This window comes from Thaumasiovibrio clandestinus (assembly GCF_047250365.1).
GTDB lineage: Bacteria > Pseudomonadota > Gammaproteobacteria > Enterobacterales > Vibrionaceae > Thaumasiovibrio.
This window is the reverse complement of sequence record NZ_JBLBVL010000006.1, coordinates 142,310-155,732: the sequence shown is the minus strand read 5'-3', so window position 1 is coordinate 155,732 and position 13,423 is coordinate 142,310. Positions and strand designations below refer to the sequence as shown.

The window sequence follows — 13,423 nt, the reverse complement described above, 5'->3', positions numbered from 1 at the left end:
CACGCTTATTCTTATACTGCTCACATCATTAGCGGTGGAATGTTAGGTATACTTAGCGCTCATAACACGAAGCGGTGAAAGGTATAAGGATATGATACGGGCTTTTTGGCTTATTACGTTAATGATCGCGTTTAATACACAGAGTGCTTCTCTCCAAGTCTATGTGGCCTCTTCGATGTACAAGCCCGTTAAACAGGTGCTTGAACAGATGAATATCGATGCCGTGTTAATACAAGGGTCTTCTGCACAACTGGCCCGGCAGATCAATCAGGGAGCGCCGGCTGACCTGTATATTTCAGCGCATCCCACATGGGCGGAAAGTGTACAACAACGTTACGACTTACCACCCCAGCCACCATTTGTTAGTAATCAGCTTGTCGTTATTGGTGGTAAGGCGCTATCGTTACATTTTGCGCAAATGTCATTGTTAGAGCTGTTATCTGGTGAAGGAGGAACGCTGGCAATTGGGGACCCATCTCATGTTCCAGCTGGTATGTATACGATGGAGGCGGTCGAAGCGTTGAACATTGCTGATCGTGGGCAGTGGATACCTGCGCGACATGTTCAGCATGCATTACGGTTTGTCGAGATCGGTAGCGTTCCGTTGGGCGTGGTATTTAAGACAGATGCCGTTCATTCTGATCGGGTGAATATTTTGCAAGTTATACCGGCGCAATACCATTCGCCAATTGTCTACATGTCGGTCGCATTAACCGAGTTAGGTCAACAGTTACAAACAGCGTTGAATCAAGACACGTCGCGACAAATATTGAATGGCTATGGATTCACGCCATTATGATATTGTCGCCATTTGAAATTAATGCCATCTATTTAAGCCTTAAGGTTTCAGCTGCCGCAATTATTGGCAGTTTTCCCATTGCGCTATTGCTTGCCTGGGTATTGGCACGTTATCAGTTTCGTGGCAAGTCGGTATTGAATAGTGTTATTCACTTGCCTCTGGTTGTTCCTCCGGTGGTTATTGGCTATCTGCTGTTAGTGACGATGGGGCAACAAGGTGCAATCGGACGTTGGCTATATATGTGGTTTGGCATGACATTCAGTTTCAACTGGAAGGGAGCTGCCTTAGCGTCAGCGGTGGTCTCATTGCCTTTAATGGTAAGGGCATTACGTAGTGGGTTTGAATCAGTCGATGCCAAGTTAGAGGTTGCGGCGCAAACCTTAGGGGCTAAGCCGTGGCGTGTTTTTGTCACCATTACCTTGCCGCTCTGTTACCCCGCCATTATTTCGGCTGTTATTTTGGGCTTTTCGCGTGCATTGGGGGAGTTTGGTGCCACCATCACTTTTGTCGCGAGTATTCCGGGACAAACTCAAACTATTCCTTTAGCGATATATCAGTATTTAGAAGTACCTGGTAGCGAGTGGGAGGCGCTGCGATTGTGTGTGGTTTCAGTATTATTCGCATATTTAGCGGTGGCACTGTCTGAGTATTTTCAGCGAATTCAGGAGAAGCGACCGTAATGATCAAAGTTGAGACCACTTTTCATCGTCGAACGCATTTTGAGTTTAATGTTGAAATCCCGAGTGTTGGGATTACGGCGGTATTTGGTCCCTCTGGCGCAGGGAAAACCACCTTTATCAATTTAATTGCGGGCATAGAAACACCGGATGAGGGACGTATCACCGTTAATGGCACCGTGTACTTTGATAAACAGTGTCAGCATAACGTGCCAATATACCGCCGTCGTGTAGGGTATGTTTTCCAAGATGACCGCTTGTTTCCCCACCTATCTGTTAAAGAGAATTTGTTGTACTCGCAGCAAGCGGCTAACCACCATCAATATGATGCGATTGTTACATTACTAGACCTTAATGGATTACTCAGCCACTATCCGCCACAACTCTCGGGCGGAGAGAAAAAGAGAGTAGCGATAGCGCGTGCCCTATTACATTCTCCAGAGGTACTGCTGTTAGATGAGCCGATGTCAGGACTTGATACGCGCCGAAAAGCTGAATTAATTCGTTATTTGATTAAGTTGGCGAACTTTCAGCAAGTGCCAATTGTTTTTGTTTCTCATCATTTGGATGAGATTTTCCAACTGGCCGACCATATGATACTGATTGATAATGGTAAGTGTATCAACTATGGGGCACTGAGTGATGTATGGTCAGGCAAAGAAATAAGGCCTTTTATAAATGAAACGGTATTAAGTTCTTTATTATTGGGCACGGTTGTGGCTTATCACGATAAATACCCAATGACAGCTATTAAAATGGCAGATGGTCAATTATTATGGGTAAATAATCTGGGCTATGCTTTAGGGGATGCGGTAAAGGTGAATATTATTGCCGGAGATATAGCCATTGCCAAAGCGCCGATTAAGTCGAGTATTCGCAATAGCCTAAAGGTTGTGCTGCAAGGTGTAGACAAAGAGTCCCACCAACATCTCGTTACCCTTGAGTTAGCAATTGATGGTGCGATACTGCTTTGCAACATCACCGAATGGGCGTTTGACGAGCTGAATCTTAAGATTGGTGATCGCTGCTATGCGTTGATTAAGGGGCTCAAGATACTGGCATTCAACTGTAAATAAACGTATTTAGGCAAAGGTGTCGTGATATTGACCCTTTTGGGACTGAGGCGTGAATATTTGCATCACCCGGCACAATATTTTCTAGACAATATGTAGAAGCTCTATTATTATTTGTCTATTACTACCTTTCTAAGTAGTAAATCACTTTGTGTGAAGCCTTATCAAGTAGAGCTTCATCGCTATCGTACCTTATGTACAATTTATATTCTTACAGTGGAATGCCCAAGCGGGTAAATCGATCAATGAATGAATTTGAAAAAGCGGAAAAAGCGCTAGCAGCGGCTTTAAATCAAGTAGCGACAGGTTCAACTGAGCAAAGAACAGATTATCGCAGCGTACTTATTGATTTTGCTGATGAGGTACCTGGGCGGCAAAAAGCAGTAATTAAGCGTATGCCGTTAGAGAAGGTAAATAATCTAATAGCGGTATTAAATGAGTTTAAAGAAGACTCTCGCCAACAGCGCATCGCAGAGATTAGTGAAATGTTAGCACGAGACGGAATTGATCCAAACGATTTGTAATTGTGGATCACTACCTATAATACTCAAATATTAAGACAAACCATCTTAGCCTTTAGCTGAGATGGTTTGTCTCGTTGTCTATGACCTATGTCGTCGGTTCGCCCAATTCGGCTTCTAAATGGTGGAACACTAAACTTACGTGTTCAAAACTGGCTACAGTATTGTTATTCCCATCTCGAATTTCATAAACGGGTCGACTCTTCTTTCCATCTTGATGTATCGTACGTCTTTCAAAGACTGAAAAACCGTATTTTTCCTTTATCAGCACCTCAAAATCCATATAACCTCCTTTTATATCTATTAAAGATAAGCTTATGCGAGTTCCCTTCGTTAGTTTGCTATCTAGATCAGATACTGACAAAAAAAGACCACACTTCGTTTGAAGTGTGACCAACTTAAAGTAAAGATAATGTTTTCAGTGTGCTACAGGTGTCTATTATAGATCACTTATCCACGCACAGTGTTTGTCGGTAGGAATAAAAGTCCACGCGATAAAACGACTGATTTTGTTTCCTTGCTGCATTTCACAGATGCGGTATTGGGTCGCCCCCATAGCGTTGATCTGCTTCTTTAATGGTCGCAAATTATCAGACTTTGAAATCAGGCTAGTAAACCACAATACGTTTTCTTTGAACTCTTTGCTCTCTTTAATCATATCGGAAACGAATCGTTGCTCTCCACCTTGGCACCACAGCTCATTTGCATTACCACCAAAGTTAAGCCCGTGCTTGGCTTGGCCACTTTGTCCTCGTTTAGCTTGGTTGCTATTTAGGTTATTCCGTTTTCGTTGCGTGCCTTGTTGAGCCTCTTTGGCTGAACGGTGAAATGGCGGGTTGCACATGGTAAAGAGGATACGCTGTTTTTTATTGATAACCCCTGAAAAAAAGTGATTAGCATTGCTTTGCTCGATCAGTCGAATGGCGTGTTGTAAGCCATTATTAACAATAATATTGTTAGCAGCACTGATAGAGACTGCTTGAATATCTGAGGCAATAAACTGCCAACCGTACTCTTTATTGCCGAGCAGGGGGTAGATACAGTTTGCACCAGTACCAATGTCGAGGCCTACCACACTTTCACCTTGTGGTATCACTCCTTTATTACTCTTTGCCAATAGGTCGGCTAAATAATGGATGTATTCAGCGCGACCAGGGATCGGCGGGCAGAGGTTTCCATCAGGGATTGCCCAAAATTTAATATTATAGTGGTATGCAAGCAAGGCGCTATTGAGTGCAAGCACGGCCTTAGGTTCTGCAAATGGAATCGTGCTTCTGCCTGTTGGTGACTTGGTTACCCACCTTTTTAGTTCTGGGTTAACTTTCACTAAGGCATCGAAATTATAGCCATTTTGATGCTTACTTCGTTTATGCAAGTTACTTTTTTGTTTAGAGACGTTCACTTTACCACACTAGATTTTGGAGATAGGGGAGTCATATCGTCAATACTACGTTGAGGGTATGTCTCCAGTAATGAGCCACTTATTGCTGGAGATATTATAATTCAAAGCAGGACAAACGAGGAATGAGTTTGTCACGTTAAGATGCTAAAAAGTACGGCGCATAAGCCTCGTATCTACAATGTTGGGTATGTTGTTGTTCTAACTAGCATGAAATGGAAAGACATTTGGGATTCAGCTTTAGCATGTTATTGTGACCTCATGATCCTTTAGTAAAGAAAGACATGATACGTTTAGCGAATGAAAGCGATGCAGAAAAGATTAACGAGATATATAACTATTATGTTACTCATACTGCTATCACCTTTGATATCACCCCGTGGTCACTAAGCCATCGTCAGCAATGGTTGAAAGAATTTAACCATGATGCATCACCTTACAAACTGTTTGTGTATGAAAGTGAAGGCTTGGTGGTTGGCTTTGCCTATTATCATCGCTTTCGCGAGAAACTGGCCTATGCCTCTTCTGCAGAGTTAACCTTATACTTATCACCTGAGCAGAAAGGGACGGGTGTTGGTGGCAAGTTAATGAATAAGTTACTCAACTCTCTTCATGAACATGAATTTAAGAAAGCGTATTCATTGGTGACGTTGCCCAATGCCGCGTCGATAGCACTGCATAAAAAGTATGCATTTAATCAAGTTGGCAAATTGACCGATGTTGGTTATAAGTTTGATCGCTACCATAGCGTATTGATTTTTGAGAGAACACTAAAGTTTGAACACCAATAAATGTAAAATAGGTCTGCTATCACGAGGTAATGTCATTAAATGTTTTCAAAACAAGATTTAGTTGAACTCGCCAACTCCGTCATTCCCTTCGGTAAGTATAAAGGCCGGTATTTGGTGGATGTGCCAGAAGAGTACTTACTTTGGTTCGAACGCAAAGGCTTTCCTGACAACCAGCTCGGAATAAAAATGGCTTTCATGTTAGAACTTAAACGGCAAGGGGCCGAGCAAGTATTACAGCCATTGGTTAGACGTGTTTAGGTTGAAACAGTGTTCAACATGTCGCTTGAGCCGTCATTGTCGTCTATATTAATGACAGACTAACTAAATGGTAAGGGCTGGCCGTGAACGAAAATGGAGCGGTGTTGCAAGAAAGAGAGTTTTCACTGTCTCGTTTAGAGACTGATAAAGGGGTATTTCGGGCCGAAGGTTATGCCATACTCGATGGGATCAGCGTTACCCATATACGTTATGCTGAGTTGTGGAAGTTGGGCCCAGATGGCTGGGTTGAAATTGAATTATCTGAACAGCAAGAAGAGGTCGTGGCAGAGAGTATATTTGACGACGTCGCTACCGCGATCCTCCAAAGTGGAGAACTACTGTTGTAGTTAGTTACTCTCTTAGTGAGTGATACTGCTTTTCAGTCGTTTCTCCGCGGCATAAAACTGCAACGCCTGCAGGAAATTTTTCTCTCTAATCGGCTTAGTAATAACATAGTTAGCACCAGCAGTTAAGAATTCATCCTTAATCTCATTAAATGCATCAGCAGTGCAAGCATAGATAGGCGTTTTAATGCCAAGATTGTCACGCATCTGTTTTGTCGTATCGATGCCGCTGAGCTTCGGCATATGGTTATCCATAAGGATTAAATCGTAGTCGTTTTGTTGTACGCTTTTTAGTGCATCATAGCCGTTATCTACCCATGTCGTGTTGAAATTAAATTTCTGGCAAAATGCTTTAGCGACATACGCATTGGTTTTATTATCCTCGACGATTAGCACGTTAAGTTGCTCTGTTATAGGATTTATAGTCGGCAAGGGAATGCTTTTATTCATCTTCAGTTCGTCAGGAAACGCTGCGCTGTGTGTTTTAGGAATACGCACCGTGAAACAAGAACCGACACTAACAGTGCTTTCAACGTTAATTTTGCCATCTAAAAGTTGGACTAGGTTTTTAACGATCGATAAACCAAGCCCATTACCATCGTATTCGCGTGTGGTGTATGCCTCTGCTTGGGTAAACGGTTGATACAGCGTTTCCAAATTCGATTTGTCGATACCAATCCCGGTGTCAGTGACACTGAACTCTAGGATATCTTCTTTCTGTATCACTGACAGTGTGATACTGCCTTGATGAGTAAATTTTACAGCGTTACTCATTAAATTAAATAGCACCTGAATCAATCGGGCTCTATCTGTTATGCAATATGCCCCTTGGTCGATGTCTAATTTAACAATTAGGTCGAGATTTTTATTTTTGCATAAAGGCTGGTAAACGTGTTGGACATAGTTGATTGTTTCAGTAATCTGAATTTTCTTAAAGAGTAGCTTTAGCTTGCCTTGTTCTATTTGAGAAAAATCAAGAATGTCGTTTAAGACAGTTAAGAGGTGCTCACCGCTTTGGAAAAGCATATCAACCTTTTCAAGATCGTCGGAATGGCTGAGGTTATCTCTTATTGATTGAGACAAGCCCATGATACCATTTAATGGTGTACGAATTTCATGACTCATCCGCGCAAGAAAGTCGGATTTTGCTTTTTCCGATGCTTCAGCTTGAATTTGTGCGAGTCTACTTTGTCGTTCTGCATTAAATAGTGCAGTAACATCTTGTGCTAGGCCAATAATGGCAATAACCTTTCCACTAATGCTTAATGGAGCAAAACTCCATAAATAGGTCGTGCCAAGTAGTGATGTATGTACATTTTCAACACGCGTCCCTTTTATTGCAATGTTCAGGTATGGCGTGATCTGTTTTTTAAACTCTATAAATGTCGCATGATCATGTGATTGCTCTTCCTGGTATTGGAAATGCTGACAGGCCGACTCGTTGATTCGACTAATAGAGAAATCGCAATCCCACACAACCATTGGTGAAGCTGATATTTTGAAAAGGTCGTCAAGAGAGCGTTCTTTTTCGATAATAGCTGACAGTGTTGATTGTAAGGTATCACCAATTATGTTGAACTCAGTAATTGATGAACCTGGGTAAGGGTGAAAGTTGTTTGTATTGTCTTTGGCTGATTCAGTGTAGTTCATTAGCACACCGAGTGAATTCAGAACCTTGGATGTAATGACTTTTTTTGCGAGAAGACCAAGCAGACAAGCACAAATAATGGAAATGATGATTGATTTAAGCAAGTCTAACCGTAAAAATTCTATGTTGCGGTTTGCTTTTAGCGAGACAAGGTGCATGGGAGTAGAAGCCAAAATATCGTATTCGCTAAACACATTGATTAAATGACTACCAATACGTGAGGTTCTCAGCTCGCTTTGCTTTATTGTTCGAATAATCGCATGAACAGGTGAGTCTATCGGTTCAGATGAGCTAATTATTTGATTGTTTATAATTAGCATGACGGCATCAACACCAGTAGATTGTTTAAATTCGCTCATTAAGGGTAAATTATTATTGAGAACGATTGCAATATGCAGGTAAGCGACGACTCGGCCATTGCCCCTATCAATGATTGGTGTTTTCCTCAGTATGAGGTTTTTAATTCCCAATTGCCCAGCAATTTCGTTGTAGCTCCAGTAATTATCAATACAGCCACAATCGATGATATCTGCGATCATAGCTTTTTCTATTCCGTAAAATTGGCTGTTACCGTCTTCCCAAACTAACTCATTATTTTGTGTTATAAAGCGGAAATCCGGCGTGTTGTAAGGTATCTTTTGTTCTAGCTGGAAAAATAGCTCATCAAGCCCCAATAAGTCATTTGAGTTGATAAGCGATGCTAATTGGGGATTGGTTGATTGGATCTCATGTACTGTCGACAATGATGATAATTTAAATTGGACAGTGTTTTGGAAAAGCAAAGTGGTTTGCAGTTGACTTTTCTCTATTTCATTATTAACGGCAGAAGCACTGAAGTGATATGCTAAATAACTAATTGCAATGGTAACCAGGCAAAGCGTGCTAACAACCAGTTTAAACGTTATTGTTGTTAAGGATTGTACTTTCATTATTGTGTTGTCCATTTCTGGTTATCAGAATAGCGAAAAGCGCGCTTTTTTAGTGCATTGATATGCTCAATTGAGTCATGCTTAGTAATTAATTCAAGGTTGCCCGAATAAACAAGGGGAACTGGGTGGTTTTCAAGATCCAACTTTATCGCTTCTGCCATCGCAACACCTGCATCATCATTGATTCGCATCACTGTCACATCAATTTTTCCATTAGCCAGTGCTGCCAGTTCCGCTGAGCCTCCTCCCCAGCCATTTAGCATTATCTGTGAGTTGAGATTTTTTTCAGCTAACGCTTTGGCAGCGCCGAGTGCGATATCTGTCGAGCAAGCATAGATAAAGTCGACATCGGCCTTTTGCTCTAACATAAGCATGGTTGCATCATAACCTGATTGTTGATCTGCTCGAGTGTAATAGATGCTCTCTGGCCAGTATCTTTGCGATGGCTGCAAGCGATTTATGAACGTATCCCCCCGTGCGTTACTGATATAGCCAGGAGAAAAGTAAAGCAAATTATAAGTCGCTGAATCTGGAAATATGGACTGGAAATAGTCAGCGAGCAAATGAGTCCCTTGATGATGGTCAAAGCCGACATAAAAAAAGGGCTGATTCTTGTTCCAAGACTTAATTGGTGTGGTGATGTTTTGCAAAATAAGTTTAGTGGTAGGGCTTTGTAATACGTGCTCAATAAAAATGCGGTGGCGTTCTGTATCTAAAGTGAATATAAGGTAGTCAGGTTCACTTTGTAGTGCTTCTAGGAGCTGTTCGTTTTGTCTTCTTTGATTTGTATTCGGCGATGAGAAGAAAGCTGAAATTTCATGCGGTATGCCTAGTTCGTTAAGTCTTTGGGTAAAAGCAGAAATATTACGCACCCAATAATCTGATATTTGCTCACTTGGGTAGACAATAGACACCGTTATGGGTTTGTTGACCTCCCCACTAAAGGCAATCGGATCGTTGTCTACTAACGCTGAGAAGTGCTCTGTTAGCGCTCGCTGCTTAGGGTGTAGATCCAGATAGTCACCATACTCCCAGTAACGATTGGCTGCCTGTATTGTTAAAGCAGGAAATAATAGCAGCACCAGAAAAATGGTGTGTTTAATGTGCATGACAGAATCACTTATAAATTTGCAAATAGTGCGTAGCGTTACTGGGTATCATGGCTCGCGTCCGCTGATTATTCCGTTGCCTTATAAATATGTTTTACACCTCGTAACATAGCGTGAATTAACTCGTTGGCGTCAAATTTAGATAAGGCTTCATGCGCCCCCACTTGATGAGCTTGTGATACACTGATCTCACTAGATAGTGATGTGTGTAAAATGACATAAGATTCTGATAATGATGGATTATTTTGCACTTCAAATGCTAGTTCATACCCATCAAGGCCAGGCATTTCGATATCGCTGACTAAAATATTATACGGATCATTTTCAGCCGCGGCATGATGGAGCATGGACAGCGCATCATTTCCGTTCGTGGCGAAGTGATAGGGGATACTTATGCTCTCTAATGCATCGATTAACTGACGACGCGCCACACTTGAATCATCGACCAATAGAATTTTCATTGGTCTTAATGTTTCACGTTGTAGATCTGTTAGCGTAGGAAATAGGCTGCCTGGTGATGGAGGGTAAACCGTCGAAATAATTAGCTCAATATCGAGAAGTTGCACCAACTGCTCTTCCACCATCATCACACCAGTAACGCAAGTATCCTGACCCAAAGACTTGGGTGGTGGGGCGATTTGCTTCCAATCAAAGCTAACTATGCGGTCGATCCCTCGAACGAGAAATCCAATGAGTTGCTGTCGGCATTCGGCAACAATGATAGAGCACTGCTCCCTCTCTTCTTCCCTAATCGGGCGATAACCAATGGCTTTCGCCATATCTATAACCGGTAGCGTAACGCCTCTAAAGTGAGTCGAGCCCATGATATGCGGGTGAGACTGGGGAATAGCGGTGAGTCGGCGATAGGGGACAATTTCCTTAATCTTAAGTGTGCCCATAGCAAACTTTTGCGATAGAGACAGAGAAAATAGCAGCATACCTTGCGAGGTAGTTGTGGAATTGTTCATTATAAGCTCGCCTTGTCGGACACGATACTGAGAGAATTGTTAATGGTGCAATCATGGCATCGTTGACGCCTGATTTCTAGCTCTAAACCATTAAAATTGTAAGGTTTTGTCTGGTGATGCAGAAAAGAAGATGATGTGGCTAAGTGGCTCGAACTATGTTCTGGCCCAGTATTGGGTTACTGGGCTAGAAAACGCCAAAACTAACCTGTGGTTGGAAGGATAACCCATTCGCCACTTGCTATTTTTTGGTCAAAGGTTGTTGGCTTAACTTTGCGAGACTTCATCTCATGACCACAAAGCCAGTATATAACCCCTTTTGTATATGTATATTTCGTCTCTTCACTCATTTTAGGGACATAAAAAGAAATTTGCATATTACTCCCCTCATCTATCTATGATAAAAGTGATAATTATTTGTAGTATTACACCTCCTGTAGTAGTTGATTTATGTCCGATTATTCTAAACCGATTAGTGTCTGTCAAATAACACCGACTCAAACAATTGATATCCGTCACACGGTGTTGTGGCCTGCGTTACCAAGAGAACACGTTATTTTGAACGAAGACAGTAGCGGGGTGCATTTTGGTGGTTGTTGGAATGGTGAGTTAGTTAGTGTCGCTTCCGTGTTTATCGATTCTGAGACACAATCCGCCCGACTGCGCAAATTTGCCACATTACCTGACCATCGCCGTCATGGAATAGGTAGTGCGGTTATCCACAGTATTCTTTCTTACCTTGCACAACGTGGCATACAGCGCTTCTGGTGTGATGCACGAAGCGATGCGATTGGCTTCTATAGCAAATTCTATATGGAACAATCAGGTAAACCCTTTTACAAGCGTGATGTTGAGTACGTCGTGATGAGCAGAGAAATTGAAAAGTGATCTGTTATCCACAAAATAAGTGTATAAACTTGTGGAAAAACGGCACCAGCGCAGAGAACATCAGGGCTCGCGAAGGTGTCAAGTAGTTGAGACATTTTTTCTGTTTATTTTGCTATTGTAGCGCGTCACTCTAAGTGACAAAAGAAATCGGATAGAGTGAGAAATTTGCTCGCTCTACTTTTTCGTACCTTAAGCGGTTTCTGTTACATGCCTATTACGGCACTTGGAGCACATCGGCACTATATGATCTAATCAATCCTATAGTGTGTATTCTTGTCTAGCGCTTCGTGCTTTAGAGTTGTCCTGCTCCTTTTCGACTTAAAAAGTTCTGTGGTAATATCAATGCAATTGCATAACAACATGATAAAAGAAATAACTATGGATGAGAAAGGAATCTCAGTTTCCATTGCTCTAAAAGGAACGGAAACTTTTGGTGTTCGTCTAAAAGAGCTGATAGGCGAAAATTCAGTAAAGAGTTTTGGTGATCGTGTTGGGATTTCAGAAAGCGGATTAAGAAAGTGTTTACCTCCAAAAACATCAAAACCTGCCTTCGATAAAGTCGTCGCCATCGCGGAAGTAACAGGCGTTAATTTGGAATGGCTCTGTACAGGGATTGGTGAGAAATGTCGTTGTAGCCTTTCAGGTAATCAAAGTGGTAGCGAAACATCAAAAATACATGTTCTAACGGGTAAGCCATGTGTATCAACTATTGCTACTGAGGTAGGTGAGGAGTTGGTACTTATTCCTGGTTATCACGTTCAGTATTCGTCCGAGTGCGATGACCTGGCATGCCATAAAGTCAGGCGCCACCTAGCTTTCAGACGACGCTACTTAGATTTCCGTGGTCTTGATGAAGCGAACTTGGTGGTGGTCTTTAACAAGGGCGATGCGATGGAATCGACCATTAAGGACAATGATTCGTTGCTGGTGGATGTTAGTAAGACAACACTGTTGGACGGTAAAATATTTGTCGTTAAATTGGGTAATGAACTTTATGCCAAACGTATTCAAAAAAGCTACGATGGTGCAGTATTCGTTATCAGTGATAACAAGGATTACCAACCGCTAACGATCCCAGTGGAGAAAGTGGGAGAATTGTTTGTTCTCGGCCAAGTCGTAAACGTGTCGACCGACCTATGATAGTTTCTTATTCTCACATTAAGTGAGCTATTACAATAATAGATAGGTGCGGCAATGGACGCCGCAACGTCATTATTTGAAAATTTTAACACCTTGTAGCTGAATATCGTCCACCGCTGTATCTGGAATATTTTGATCGGTAAATATCTTATCAAATACTGATAGGTCGCAGATCTTGAACATGGCAGCAGTATTATATTTTGAAGAGTCAGTGACTAAGTAACGCTGGCGAGAAGAGTTGATAATCGCTCGTTTCACTGCAATTTTCGACTCATTTGGGGTAGTAATGCCGTTACTATCCCAAGATGAAGAAGAGATAAATGCCTTTGTAATATGCAGGCCTGCGAGGGCATTGGCGGTTTGCTCTCCAACGCAAGATTGATTTTCTCGATCTACGCGCCCTCCGGTATGGTAAATGGTATAGGTTGAATGCTGAATGAGCAGCATTGTTATTGCAAAGTCATTGGTAATAATGGTGAGATCATTGAAGCCATATTCGAAAGCTAACTGCTTCGCTATTTCTAGTGTGGTGGTGCCAGCATCCAAATAGAGAATCATGCCGTCGCTGACTTCTTTGACAGCCATCGAAGCGACATAAACCTTCTCATCGTGAAACAAAGTCTCTTTCTGGATACGAGGGGGTTCATACGTTAGTTTGTTAGGGTGGTTGCTATCAATTAGTTCAATGATACCTTGATGCTTTATGACTAGATTTTCTTCTTCTAACTTTGTGATATCACGCCGGATCGTCATCTCTGAAACGTCTAGGTGTGCGGCCAACTCACCCACACTAAGCATCCCACGCTCACTTAAGACATTAATGATTTCTTTTTTTCTTAGGATAGGTGCCATGTGTATTCCTGCTACTCCATATATATCAAA

At 42.0% G+C, this 13,423-nt stretch carries 16 protein-coding genes; 9 read left to right on the top strand and 7 right to left on the bottom strand.

The window, feature by feature from the left end; translation table 11 throughout:
* Window positions 1–91 precede the first annotated feature (91 nt).
* The 4 genes from modA (at window position 92) to ACKLNH_RS10865 (ending at window position 3,073) form a co-directional block, all read left to right on the top strand.
* Window positions 92–799 carry a molybdate ABC transporter substrate-binding protein gene (modA, locus tag ACKLNH_RS10880; protein WP_413112282.1) on the top strand — a complete coding sequence of 236 codons (708 nt, stop codon included), beginning with the start codon at window positions 92–94 and terminating at the stop codon, window positions 797–799.
* Window positions 796–1,479, top strand: coding sequence for a molybdate ABC transporter permease subunit (gene modB, locus ACKLNH_RS10875; protein WP_413112281.1), 684 nt, complete (start codon window positions 796–798; stop codon window positions 1,477–1,479). The genes modA and modB overlap by 4 nt, the downstream gene beginning before the upstream one ends.
* Entirely contained in the window at window positions 1,479–2,552 is a 1,074-nt protein-coding gene (gene modC / locus ACKLNH_RS10870) for a molybdenum ABC transporter ATP-binding protein (protein WP_413112280.1), read from the top strand. Before modB ends, modC begins: the two co-directional genes overlap by 1 nt.
* A gap of 242 nt (window positions 2,553–2,794) precedes the next feature.
* On the top strand, window positions 2,795–3,073 hold the full coding sequence (locus ACKLNH_RS10865) for a hypothetical protein (protein ID WP_413112279.1): 279 nt from the start codon (window positions 2,795–2,797) through the stop codon (window positions 3,071–3,073).
* A gap of 85 nt (window positions 3,074–3,158) precedes the next feature.
* Here the strand turns inward: ACKLNH_RS10865 and ACKLNH_RS10860 are convergent, their stop codons facing one another.
* Together ACKLNH_RS10860 and rlmF are read right to left on the bottom strand one after the other, a co-directional pair.
* A complete protein-coding gene (locus tag ACKLNH_RS10860; protein WP_413112278.1) occupies window positions 3,159–3,353 on the bottom strand; it encodes a hypothetical protein in 195 nt (64 codons plus the stop codon).
* A gap of 156 nt (window positions 3,354–3,509) precedes the next feature.
* Entirely contained in the window at window positions 3,510–4,472 is a 963-nt protein-coding gene (rlmF, locus tag ACKLNH_RS10855; RefSeq protein WP_413112277.1) for a 23S rRNA (adenine(1618)-N(6))-methyltransferase RlmF, read from the bottom strand.
* Between the two features lie 281 nt (window positions 4,473–4,753).
* On the opposite strand from rlmF, the gene ACKLNH_RS10850 reads away from it, so the two are divergent.
* The 3 genes from ACKLNH_RS10850 (at window position 4,754) to ACKLNH_RS10840 (ending at window position 5,865) form a co-directional block, all read left to right on the top strand.
* Window positions 4,754–5,260 (top strand): GNAT family N-acetyltransferase, encoded by a 507-nt coding sequence (locus tag ACKLNH_RS10850; RefSeq protein ID WP_413112276.1) that lies wholly within the window; start codon window positions 4,754–4,756, stop codon window positions 5,258–5,260.
* Window positions 5,261–5,299: 39 nt separating this feature from the next.
* A complete protein-coding gene (locus ACKLNH_RS10845; protein WP_413112275.1) occupies window positions 5,300–5,518 on the top strand; it encodes a DUF3820 family protein in 219 nt (72 codons plus the stop codon).
* A gap of 83 nt (window positions 5,519–5,601) precedes the next feature.
* Complete coding sequence (locus ACKLNH_RS10840; RefSeq protein WP_413112274.1) at window positions 5,602–5,865, top strand: hypothetical protein; 264 nt, start codon at window positions 5,602–5,604, stop codon at window positions 5,863–5,865.
* Window positions 5,866–5,877: 12 nt separating this feature from the next.
* Here the strand turns inward: ACKLNH_RS10840 and ACKLNH_RS10835 are convergent, their stop codons facing one another.
* From ACKLNH_RS10835 to ACKLNH_RS10820, 4 genes are all read right to left on the bottom strand, one after another.
* Complete coding sequence (locus ACKLNH_RS10835; protein WP_413112273.1) at window positions 5,878–8,439, bottom strand: LuxQ periplasmic sensor domain-containing protein; 2,562 nt, start codon at window positions 8,437–8,439, stop codon at window positions 5,878–5,880.
* Window positions 8,439–9,548 carry a substrate-binding domain-containing protein gene (locus tag ACKLNH_RS10830; RefSeq protein WP_413112272.1) on the bottom strand — a complete coding sequence of 370 codons (1,110 nt, stop codon included), beginning with the start codon at window positions 9,546–9,548 and terminating at the stop codon, window positions 8,439–8,441. Before ACKLNH_RS10830 ends, ACKLNH_RS10835 begins: the two co-directional genes overlap by 1 nt.
* Before the next feature lie 68 nt (window positions 9,549–9,616).
* Entirely contained in the window at window positions 9,617–10,516 is a 900-nt protein-coding gene (locus ACKLNH_RS10825; RefSeq protein WP_413112271.1) for a chemotaxis protein, read from the bottom strand.
* 200 nt (window positions 10,517–10,716) lie between these two features.
* On the bottom strand, window positions 10,717–10,890 hold the full coding sequence (locus ACKLNH_RS10820) for a hypothetical protein (RefSeq protein WP_413112270.1): 174 nt from the start codon (window positions 10,888–10,890) through the stop codon (window positions 10,717–10,719).
* A gap of 73 nt (window positions 10,891–10,963) precedes the next feature.
* Between ACKLNH_RS10820 and ACKLNH_RS10815 the strand changes: the two genes are divergently transcribed.
* Together ACKLNH_RS10815 and ACKLNH_RS10810 are read left to right on the top strand one after the other, a co-directional pair.
* The gene (locus ACKLNH_RS10815) at window positions 10,964–11,401 is read left to right on the top strand and encodes a GNAT family N-acetyltransferase (protein ID WP_413112269.1); all 438 of its coding nucleotides are present in this window, start codon (window positions 10,964–10,966) and stop codon (window positions 11,399–11,401) included.
* Window positions 11,402–11,779: 378 nt separating this feature from the next.
* Window positions 11,780–12,541 (top strand): LexA family transcriptional regulator, encoded by a 762-nt coding sequence (locus ACKLNH_RS10810; RefSeq protein WP_413112268.1) that lies wholly within the window; start codon window positions 11,780–11,782, stop codon window positions 12,539–12,541.
* A 72-nt stretch (window positions 12,542–12,613) separates the two neighbouring features.
* Here ACKLNH_RS10810 and ACKLNH_RS10805 read toward each other — a convergent pair whose 3' ends face one another.
* Window positions 12,614–13,393, bottom strand: a complete 780-nt coding sequence (locus ACKLNH_RS10805; protein ID WP_413112267.1) for a DeoR/GlpR family DNA-binding transcription regulator — start codon at window positions 13,391–13,393, stop codon at window positions 12,614–12,616.
* Window positions 13,394–13,423: the final 30 nt, after the last annotated feature.

Excerpts from the sequence above, each read along its gene's own strand:
- ACKLNH_RS10810 (WP_413112268.1), top strand. The coding sequence starts at position 11,780 with ATGGATGAGAAAGGAATCTCAGTTTCCATTGCTCTAAAAGGAACGGAA.
- ACKLNH_RS10830 (WP_413112272.1), bottom strand. The coding sequence starts at position 9,548 with ATGCACATTAAACACACCATTTTTCTGGTGCTGCTATTATTTCCTGCT.
- modC (WP_413112280.1), top strand. The coding sequence starts at position 1,479 with ATGATCAAAGTTGAGACCACTTTTCATCGTCGAACGCATTTTGAGTTT.
- ACKLNH_RS10805 (WP_413112267.1), bottom strand. The coding sequence starts at position 13,393 with ATGGCACCTATCCTAAGAAAAAAAGAAATCATTAATGTCTTAAGTGAG.
- modA (WP_413112282.1), top strand. The coding sequence starts at position 92 with ATGATACGGGCTTTTTGGCTTATTACGTTAATGATCGCGTTTAATACA.
- ACKLNH_RS10850 (WP_413112276.1), top strand. The coding sequence starts at position 4,754 with ATGATACGTTTAGCGAATGAAAGCGATGCAGAAAAGATTAACGAGATA.
- ACKLNH_RS10815 (WP_413112269.1), top strand. The coding sequence starts at position 10,964 with ATGTCCGATTATTCTAAACCGATTAGTGTCTGTCAAATAACACCGACT.
- ACKLNH_RS10825 (WP_413112271.1), bottom strand. The coding sequence starts at position 10,516 with ATGAACAATTCCACAACTACCTCGCAAGGTATGCTGCTATTTTCTCTG.
- ACKLNH_RS10860 (WP_413112278.1), bottom strand. The coding sequence starts at position 3,353 with ATGGATTTTGAGGTGCTGATAAAGGAAAAATACGGTTTTTCAGTCTTT.
- ACKLNH_RS10835 (WP_413112273.1), bottom strand. The coding sequence starts at position 8,439 with ATGAAAGTACAATCCTTAACAACAATAACGTTTAAACTGGTTGTTAGC.
- ACKLNH_RS10865 (WP_413112279.1), top strand. The coding sequence starts at position 2,795 with ATGAATGAATTTGAAAAAGCGGAAAAAGCGCTAGCAGCGGCTTTAAAT.
- modB (WP_413112281.1), top strand. The coding sequence starts at position 796 with ATGATATTGTCGCCATTTGAAATTAATGCCATCTATTTAAGCCTTAAG.
- ACKLNH_RS10820 (WP_413112270.1), bottom strand. The coding sequence starts at position 10,890 with ATGCAAATTTCTTTTTATGTCCCTAAAATGAGTGAAGAGACGAAATAT.
- ACKLNH_RS10845 (WP_413112275.1), top strand. The coding sequence starts at position 5,300 with ATGTTTTCAAAACAAGATTTAGTTGAACTCGCCAACTCCGTCATTCCC.